Here is a 7,776-nt window from a genome sequence, read left to right on the forward strand (position 1 = left end):
TATGCTGACCCGGACCCCGCTGCCCGATGGAGGACGACGGATGCGCGCAAGATCACGGACGATCGTCGCCGGCCTCATCGCCGCGCTCGTCGGCTCGCTGCTGGCGGTCGTGCCGTCGCCCGGAACCGAGGGCAGTGCGAGCGCCGCGGTCGCGGCCGATTTCGATCCGGGCCTCATCATCTCGGACGAGCGCTTCTACGACGGTCTCGCGATGACCGCGGGCGAGGTGCAGTCGTTCATCGACGCGAAGCACCCGGGTTGCAACTCCGGCTACACGTGCCTCGACACCTACGCGCAGCGGACGCCGAGCATGGCGGGCGACGCCTACTGCGACGCGCTCTCCGGCAGGGCGAGCGAGTCGGCGGCGAGCATCATCGCCCGGGTCGGCCAGGCGTGCGACATCTCGCAGCGCTACCTGCTCGTGCTGCTGCAGAAGGAGCAGTCGCTCGTCACCCACCGGTCTCCGAACTCGGTCCGATACGAGAAGGCGACCGGATTCGGTTGCCCCGATACCGCACCGTGCGACCCGAGCGTCGGCGGCTTCTTCTACCAGGTCTACTACGGCGCACGGCAGTTCCAGCGGTATGCGGCGCACCCCGAGCGCTGGAATCACCGGGCCGGCGTCGTGAACCAGGTGCGGTTCCACCCGAATGCCGCGTGCGGTTCGAGCCCGGTGCTCATCCGCAACCAGGCGACTGCGGGCCTCTACAACTACACGCCCTACCAGCCCAACGCGGCGGCGCTCGCGAACCTCTACGGCGAGGGCGATGCGTGCTCCGCCTACGGCAACCGCAACACCTGGCGCATCTGGACCGACTGGTTCGGCGACCCGACCGAGCCGCTGCCGAGCGCGCAGCGCATCGCTGGCGCCGATCGTTACTCGACCGCGGTCGAGATCTCGCGCCGCGCCTTCCCCGAGCGCGCGGAGGTCGTCTACCTCGCGAGCGGCGAGAGCTTCCCCGACGGCCTCGCCGCCGGTCCCGCGGCCGCGGCGCAGGGCGGCCCGGTGCTCCTCACGCCCCGTGGCAGTGCGCCGACGCTCGTGCTCGACGAGATCGAGCGGCTGCAGCCGAGAGAGGTCGTGATCGTCGGCGGCGAGCCCTCGGTGTCGGCGGCGGTCGAGACGGCTGTCCGGGAGCTCGCTCCGGCGCGCACGCTCGTGCGCCTCGGCGGCACCGACCGCTTCCACACGAGCCGGCTCATCGCCGAGCACGCCTTCGACTCCGCCGGCTCCGCCCTCGTCGCGACGGGCCTCAAGTTCCCCGACGCGCTCGCGGCGGGTCCCTTCGCCGCGCGCCGCCAAGGCCCCGTGCTGCTGGTGAACGGCGACAGCAGCACCCTCGATGCCGCGACCCGCGGGACGCTCGAGCGCCTCGGGGTCGGATGGGTCGGGGTCGTCGGCGACGCGAGCTCGGTCTCCGCCGGCATCGCCGCGGGCCTTACGAGCGCGCAGATCGACGTCGCGCGGTATGCGGGCGCCGACCGCTTCGCGACCGCGGCGCAGCTCGCGCGCGAGTTCGGCGTCGTCGACACCGCCTACCTCTCGAGCGGCACCGGCTTCCCGGATGCGCTCGCCGGAGCTGCCGCGGCCGGCGCCGACGGTGCGCCGCTGCTGCTGTCGCGGCAGTGGTGCATGCCGGCGGCCACGCGCAGCGCGCTCATCACCGCCGAGCCCGACGAGGTGCTCGTGCTCGGCGGGCTCCCGACGATCAGCCAGCCGGCCGCGAGCTACGCGCGCTGCCCCTGATCGCCGCCGTCAGTCGGCGGACGCCGCGGTGGACGAGGGCTCCTCGAGCTCCTCCGCGACCCCGTCTGTCGCCGCGCCGCGGCCGCCGTGCGCCGGGATCCGCGCCCGCACGAGCCAGCCGCCGCGCGAGCGCGGCCCCACCTCGAGCGCGCCGCCGAGTGCCGCGACGCGCTCCCGCATGCCGAGCACGCCCGCGCCCGCGCCGTGCTCGCCCGCGCCGCCGCCGTGGCCGTCGTCGGCGATCTCGACCTCGAGCTCGTCGGGCAGGTAGCGCACGCGCACGTCGACCTCGGCGACCGGGCCGGCGTGCTTGCGCGCGTTCGTGAGCGCCTCCTGCACGATGCGGAACGCCGTCAGACCGACCATGGGCGTCACCGGGCGCTCCTCGCCGATCGTCGAGAGCGTCACCCGCTGCCCGCTCGCGCGCGCCGACTCGACGAGCGAGGGCAGCGCGTCGAGCTCGGGCGCCGCGGCCGCGCCCTCGTCCTCGGAGCGGAGCGTGACGACGAGCGAGCGGAGCTCGGTGATCGCCTCCCGTGCCGACGCCTCGACGTGCCGGAGCGCATCCGCCGCCTTCTCCTGATCGGTCGCGAGCACGCGGCGCGCGGCGCCGGCCTGCACGCCCATCGCCGACACGTGGTGCGCCACGACGTCGTGCAGCTCGCGCGCGATGCGGAGCCGCTCGAGCGAGACGGCCTGGTCGGCGAGCTGCGCCTGCTGCGCCCCGATCTCGGCGTGCGCGGCGGCGAGGCGCTCCTGCTCGATCGCCGAGCGCCAGGCGCGGTCGCCGAAGATCCAGCCGCCGCCGAAGTAGGCGGCGTTGACGACCACCTGGATCATGAGCAGCGCGAAGAACGCCGAGACGCCGCGCTCGCCGGTCTCGGGGTCGAAGAAGCCGCGCACCGCCGAGGCCGCGAGCCACGCCGCCATCAGCAGCGAGATCACGACGCGCGACCAGAACGCGCGCCGCCGGTCGGGATCCCACGCGCCGATCGAGTAGAACCCCAGGAACAGGGCGACCTGCGACGCGTAGAGCTCGAGCGCGCCCGCCTCGCCCGCGGCGACGTAGATGACGATCTGCGCGATCGCGACCGGCACGGGGAACCGCCGCCGCCAGACGAGCGGCAGCGGCAGCACGATCGCGGCCAGCAGCGGCGCCCAGATGGGCGTGCTCTCGAACTGGAGACCGGTCATGTCGGTGAGCGCCACCATGAGGCAGCCGACGGCGGCGAGCACCCCGGCGAGGATGGCGTCGGCGCGCATCGAGGTCGCGTCGGGGGCCTTGCGCACGGGCATGCGTCGAGCCTAGGCGGGCCGTCGAGGCGGTGCCTCAGCCGTGCGGCGGGCAGAGGCGCCGTCTGCGCTCCGTCGCGCGGGGGAGGGCGGAGAACTGAGAACCTATCGACCACCTGTGTACCCCATTGGGGTACGCTCGATCCATCAGCATCGACTCAGTCAAGAACGTCGTCTACACGGATGCAGACATCGACGAGATCCTCGCCGAGCTCAACGCCTCCGTCCGCGGTCGCACTCATTCGGCCCTCATCTCCTCGAAGCCCAACCTAGACATCGCACACCTCATCGCAGGCGCGGGCATGACGTCCGTGCGCCTCGCGTGCCCCGCTGAGCACGGCGGATCGATCGAGCTGACGCTCGTCGACGGCGCCTGGAAGCGAGCGCGCGATCATGACTCTCGCTGAGCTGCTCGACCCCGCTGTGCTGCAGGCGGTCGGCATCGCCGTCGCCTTCCCCATCGTCGTCGTGATCGGCGTGGCCGTGCTGCGTCGCATCGTCGCCCGCCGCAACCCCGAGCTCGCGCCTGCTCCAGCAGAGGTGGACCCGCCGGCGGCGGCGCGCACGAATCACGATGCGGAGCCCGCTTAGCACCGATTTCGCGCGTGCATCTCGATGTGAGGCGCGAATTTCCTCAATTTCGGTTGAGTGTCGTCACCGGTAGCCCGTACTGTCACCCATGGCGCACGTCGCGCCGCTCGAGGGAGAAGACGGATGCTGCAGGACGACCGGGCACGCACGGTGCCCGAGCCGAGCGTGTGGGTCGGATGGCGCCGTACGGACGCCGAGGCCTGGGCGCAAGCGCTGCTCGCCTTCCCCCGACGAGAGGGCGCGGCGGCCATCTCGCCCATGCTGCGCCTCGTCCTCTGGCACGACTGGACGCTGCGGCGCGCCCTCCCCGAGCTCGCCTCGTGGGCGACGCTCGCGGCCGAGTTCGAGCGCCAAGGGGTGACGGCGGATGCGTTCAGGCGTTTCCACGAGACCGCGGGCGTGACGCCGTGGTCGCCCGCCGACGACGCGCCGCGCGGTCGCGCGGCTGCAGCCGTCGCCGCGGACGGACAGCCCGAGGCCGTGCCGCCTGCCGAGGTCCCCGCCGCCTGAGCGAGACCCCGCGCGTCAGCGCGCGCGGCGCGGGAACGCGAGCATGGTGAGCGCGCCCACGATCCACACGGCGCCCGAGGCCGCGAGCAGCAGCAGCGGGTCGAGTCCGGCGAGCAGCCCGGCGACAGCGGTGCCGCCCGCGCTCGCCGTCGTGCGCAGCGCCGAGCCGACGGTGAAGACCTGCGCGACGACGTCGTCGGGGCTCTCGAGGCGCCGCAGCGTCAGCATCGCCGCCGTGGGCGCGGCGCTGCAGGCGCCGGAGAGGCCGACGAGCACGATCGTCCACCAGAAGCCGAGGTCGAGCGCGGCGGCGAGCGTCGCGAGCCCCGTGAGGCCGAAGCCGACGAGCATCGTCGCCTGCGCGGACGCGCTCGTGCGCCGGATGGGCTCGATGAGCGCCCCGATGAGCGCGCCGATCGCGAAGGCGGTCACGATGTACGCGCTCGCGGCAGCGTCGCCCGTCGCGATGAGGGCGATGCCGATCGCGGCGATGGGCATGATGCCGCGGCCGAACTCGACGAGGGTGCCCGAGACGGTGATCGTCGCGAGCGGCCGGTGCGTCGAGAGGGCGACGAGCCCCGCGCCGATCGAGCGCCACAGGCCCTTGCGCTCCGCCTCGCGCCGCTCGATGCGCAGCAGCGGGTAGGCCACGAGCGAGACGAGCCCGATCGCCGCCATCGCCGCGAGCGCCCAGCGAGGCCCGAGCGTCGGCGCGAGCAGCGCGACGAGCGCGGGCCCGGCGACGCCCGACAGGTTGTAGCTGAGCGCATCGAGCGCGTACGCGCGGCGCGCGTCGGTGCCCGCGGGCGCGACGAAGCTCGAGAGCCCGCCGAAGCCGAACGGGTTGAGCAGGCCGCTGATGACGAGCGCGACGGCGACGAGCCACACCGGCAGCGGGTCGAGCGCGGCCGCGAGGCCGTACGCGACGGCGGTGCCGGCGGCGGCGCCCATCATGAGCGGCCGGGGTCGGTGCACGCGGTCGAGGATCGCGCCGACGAGCGGCGCGGCGACGATGCTCGGCACGAGCGCGAGTGCCGCGAGCGCGGCCCCGAGCGCGATGTCGCCCGAGATCGAGACGACGAGGATCGGGATGGCGATCTGCGCGCCGCTCGCGGCCGTGCGGATCGGCACCGAGGCGGCGAGCTGCCGCATGCCGGCGGCCTTGCCCTCGTGCGCCGTCACTCGGGCGGCCGACGAAGCGGACGCAGACGGGTGCCGACCGGCGTCACGAGGGGAGTGCATCCCTCAAGCATGCCCGTCCTGCGCCGCGAGGAGGGGCACGCGGGGTGCACGCGCCGCACCGGCGGCCGTCCGATCGGCACGACCGATCAGCGGCGCAGCACGATCCCGGGTCTCGGCAGCAGATCGATGCGGGCTCGGTGGTCGCGAGCACCGCCGTGCCGCTCGTGCATCGCGCCCAGCCGCCGTTCGGTCACGCTGACCGGGCGCCGATGCCGTCGCGGCGGTCGTGCGGCAGGTGCGAGGCATCGCTCGACGCCGCGCTCGGGAAGCTCGGGGAGCTTGACCGCGAGCGAGGCGGAGGCGGCAGTGGGGAGGCTTCGCGTGCCCACGGGCTCGATCGCTCGCTCGACCGTCGGGTGGGCGGCGCCGGGCATAGCGAGGAAGGCGGTGCGGAGACGCGCGGGCTGGAGCTCCGGCACGATGCGCCACTGACCGGGCTCCGGCCCGGCCTTCTCGACCCGCAAGCGACCGGCGTGGATCTCGTGGTGATGGTACTCGCAGACGAGGATGCCGTTGTCGACGTCGGTGAGGCCGCCGAGCTGCCAGGGGATGATGTGGTGGGTCTGGGTCCAGGCGACGGGCATGGCGCAGCCCGGCACGCGACAGCCCTTGTCGCGCTTGGCGAGGGCGAGCTTCTGCGCCCGGGAGAACAGGCGCTTGGAGCGGCCGAGCCAGAGCGGGTGGTCGTGCTCGTCGACGATCATGTGATGGATGACGCTGTGGCACAGGAGCTCGTCGACCCGCTCGATCGGCACGAGACAGCCGGTGTGCTCGATCGTCACCGTGCGCTCGGAGTGGCAGACGTCGCGCACGTACGCCTCGTAGGCCTCGACGGTGCCGGTGAAGACGAGCGTCGGGGTTTCGCCGCCGGCGATCGGCGCGTCACCCGAGGCGGCGTGCGCCTTGACCATGGCGATGATCGCGTCGTGCCCCTTCTGCTCCGGCGTGCGGTCGTCGAGCGATGCCTCGGCGGTGCTGCAGTCGGCGCCGTCGCAACCGCCCTGCGCGCAGCTCTCGTCGTGGAAGGCGACCTTCGCGCGCGGGCCGGTGTATGCATCGATCAGCGCCTTGAGCGCCGAACCGTCCTCGGCCGGAGAGCGGATGGTCGTGAGCCATGACCCGTCGAGCTGCTGTCGGATGCGCAGCGACCGCAGCGCCCGTTGCCGCTCGTCGTTGGGCAGCACCCCGTCAGGATCGAGGAGCGCGACGCAGCGGCGAGCGAGCACCGTGAGCTGCTCGGGCGGTAGCGGCATGGCCGGGTCGGTCGCATGCCGGACGAGCGTCTGCTCTGCTAGGGCGAGCTGCTCCACGTCCGCGCGGGGAGCGGCCGGGGCGAGCGTGGTCACGATCGCGTGCGCCTGCGCGAACGACAGCTCGCCGCCCGTGAGCGCGGCCGCGACTGCGGGGTAGCTCGCGGGGATGTCGACGCCGGTGAGTCCCATCGACGGCGAGGTCGCGCGCGCCATCGCGAGCAGCTCTTGGGCTCGGCCGGGGCGGACACCGAAGGCGCGACCGACCGCCTCCTTCGCGTGGCGGGCTCCGAGCAGCAGGTACAGCGGCTCGTCGTCGGTCGGGCGCTGCGAGCGCTCCTCGATCTCGTGGGCGAGCCGCACTTGCAGCGCTTCCGCGACCCGGCCCAGCTCGGCGACGCCGCCGAGCATCTCGATCATCTCGACGTCGGACGCGCGAGGAAACGATGTGGCGCCGGCGAGCAGCGCGCGAGCGGCCTCGACGGCCGCCCTGACCTGCTCGGTGCTCGACATCGCTGCCTCCCTCGCGAGGAGGCTAGATGGGGCCACCCACATCCACTCCCGACCTCGTTGCGCGAAGACTACGGGTGACCACTGACGTTGATGATGGAGATGCTCGTCGGTCGTGTGGCTCAGCCACTGACTGACTTCGTGTCTTTCACTTGATCTGTCCACGGCCGACGAGCTTCTGCAAGTAGGTGCCGGCCAGACGGTCATGACCTCATAGGAGCCTGGTTCAGAGGCCCCATCAACGTCCTGTCTGCCCGCCTGGCCGGGTGCCCAGAGATGAGATGAGGGCTCAACCATGATGGCAAGCCAGGACCGAGAAGTCATCGTCGGCGTGGACACGCACGCCGACACGTTGCACGCGGCGGTGGTCGATGCGACAGGGCGCCGGCTCAGCGATAGCGGGTTCCCCGCGACCGGCGCCGGCTACGCCGCGCTGCTCGCGTTCGCTGGCTCCTTCGGCCGCATCCGTCGCGTCGGCGTCGAGGGCACCGCCTCGTACGGCGCCGGTCTCGCTGATCATCTCCGGGCGGCGGGTGTCGACGTGCGGGAGGTGATCCGGCCGTCCCGGCAGCAGCGCCGCCGTCGCGGCAAGTCCGACTCGGCCGACGCATACGCGGCCGCCGCGGTCGCGCT

General features: G+C 73.2%; 8 protein-coding genes. 5 read left to right on the forward strand and 3 right to left on the reverse strand.

The genetic code is table 11. The features are described from left to right. Positions 1-40 precede the first annotated feature (40 nt). Complete coding sequence (locus L332_RS29240; protein ID WP_021009658.1) at positions 41-1,747, forward strand: cell wall-binding repeat-containing protein; 1,707 nt, start codon at positions 41-43, stop codon at positions 1,745-1,747. A 9-nt stretch (positions 1,748-1,756) separates the two neighbouring features. Here L332_RS29240 and L332_RS18110 read toward each other — a convergent pair whose 3' ends face one another. After that, a complete protein-coding gene (locus tag L332_RS18110; protein ID WP_021009659.1) occupies positions 1,757-3,043 on the reverse strand; it encodes a sensor histidine kinase in 1,287 nt (428 codons plus the stop codon). A gap of 125 nt (positions 3,044-3,168) precedes the next feature. Between L332_RS18110 and L332_RS18115 the strand changes: the two genes are divergently transcribed. The 3 genes from L332_RS18115 to L332_RS18125 all read left to right on the forward strand — a co-directional run bounded on the left by L332_RS18115 (position 3,169) and on the right by L332_RS18125 (position 4,141). Continuing rightward, complete coding sequence (locus L332_RS18115) at positions 3,169-3,447, forward strand: hypothetical protein (RefSeq protein WP_021009660.1); 279 nt, start codon at positions 3,169-3,171, stop codon at positions 3,445-3,447. Further along, on the forward strand, positions 3,434-3,631 hold the full coding sequence (locus tag L332_RS18120) for a hypothetical protein (RefSeq protein WP_021009661.1): 198 nt from the start codon (positions 3,434-3,436) through the stop codon (positions 3,629-3,631). Before L332_RS18115 ends, L332_RS18120 begins: the two co-directional genes overlap by 14 nt. A 123-nt stretch (positions 3,632-3,754) precedes the next feature. Beyond that, entirely contained in the window at positions 3,755-4,141 is a 387-nt protein-coding gene (locus L332_RS18125) for a hypothetical protein (RefSeq protein ID WP_021009662.1), read from the forward strand. Positions 4,142-4,156: 15 nt separating this feature from the next. On the opposite strand, the gene L332_RS18130 is transcribed toward L332_RS18125, so the two are convergent. Together L332_RS18130 and L332_RS18135 are read right to left on the reverse strand one after the other, a co-directional pair. Continuing rightward, positions 4,157-5,323 carry an MFS transporter gene (locus L332_RS18130; protein ID WP_021009663.1) on the reverse strand — a complete coding sequence of 389 codons (1,167 nt, stop codon included), beginning with the start codon at positions 5,321-5,323 and terminating at the stop codon, positions 4,157-4,159. Positions 5,324-5,469: 146 nt separating this feature from the next. Then, positions 5,470-7,146, reverse strand: coding sequence for an HNH endonuclease signature motif containing protein (locus L332_RS18135; protein WP_021009664.1), 1,677 nt, complete (start codon positions 7,144-7,146; stop codon positions 5,470-5,472). 292 nt (positions 7,147-7,438) lie between these two features. On the opposite strand from L332_RS18135, the gene L332_RS0114715 reads away from it, so the two are divergent. Then, a partial coding sequence (locus L332_RS0114715) for an IS110 family transposase (RefSeq protein ID WP_144060993.1) occupies positions 7,439-7,776 on the forward strand: 338 nt, incomplete at its 3' end.

This window comes from Agrococcus pavilionensis RW1, from assembly GCF_000400485.1.
Classification (GTDB): Bacteria; Actinomycetota; Actinomycetes; order Actinomycetales; family Microbacteriaceae; genus Agrococcus; species Agrococcus pavilionensis.

Coding starts and splice junctions, on each gene's coding strand:
- L332_RS29240 (WP_021009658.1), top strand. CDS start 41: ATGCGCGCAAGATCACGGACGATCGTCGCCGGCCTCATCGCCGCGCTC.
- L332_RS18110 (WP_021009659.1), bottom strand. CDS start 3,043: ATGCCCGTGCGCAAGGCCCCCGACGCGACCTCGATGCGCGCCGACGCC.
- L332_RS18120 (WP_021009661.1), top strand. CDS start 3,434: ATGACTCTCGCTGAGCTGCTCGACCCCGCTGTGCTGCAGGCGGTCGGC.
- L332_RS18125 (WP_021009662.1), top strand. CDS start 3,755: ATGCTGCAGGACGACCGGGCACGCACGGTGCCCGAGCCGAGCGTGTGG.
- L332_RS18135 (WP_021009664.1), bottom strand. CDS start 7,146: ATGTCGAGCACCGAGCAGGTCAGGGCGGCCGTCGAGGCCGCTCGCGCG.